Below are 286 nucleotides of genomic sequence, written 5' to 3' on the forward strand. Positions count from 1 at the left end.
TCACCACGACCTCTCCGTCGCCACGCTGCATGTGCACATCAACCACGACGACTGTCTGGAAATCGCCGTGTTGAAAGGTGACATGGGTGACGTGCAGCATTTTGCCGATGACGTTATCGCCCAGCGCGGCGTGCGGCACGGGCATTTGCAGTGCTTGCCGAAGGAAGATTGAGTCTATTATTGGGTCCTTTGGTGAACGATCAACAAAGGGCCACTAGCACACCTGATTCCTCTCTAAATACCCTATCCGAACCTTCTCTTTTGTAACGTTCTAAATATATTCCTA

General features: G+C 51.0%; 1 protein-coding gene. It reads left to right on the forward strand.

The genetic code is table 11. The features are described from left to right. Window positions 1–172, forward strand: a 172-nt coding sequence (gene nikR / locus V5P19_RS23345; RefSeq protein WP_334407917.1) for a nickel-responsive transcriptional regulator NikR, incomplete at its 5' end; no start/stop codon positions are given. Between the last annotated feature and the right edge of the window lie 114 nt (window positions 173–286).

The sequence above is a fragment of the Enterobacter sp. UNJFSC 003 genome (assembly GCF_036903355.1).
Taxonomy (GTDB): domain Bacteria; phylum Pseudomonadota; class Gammaproteobacteria; order Enterobacterales; family Enterobacteriaceae; genus Enterobacter.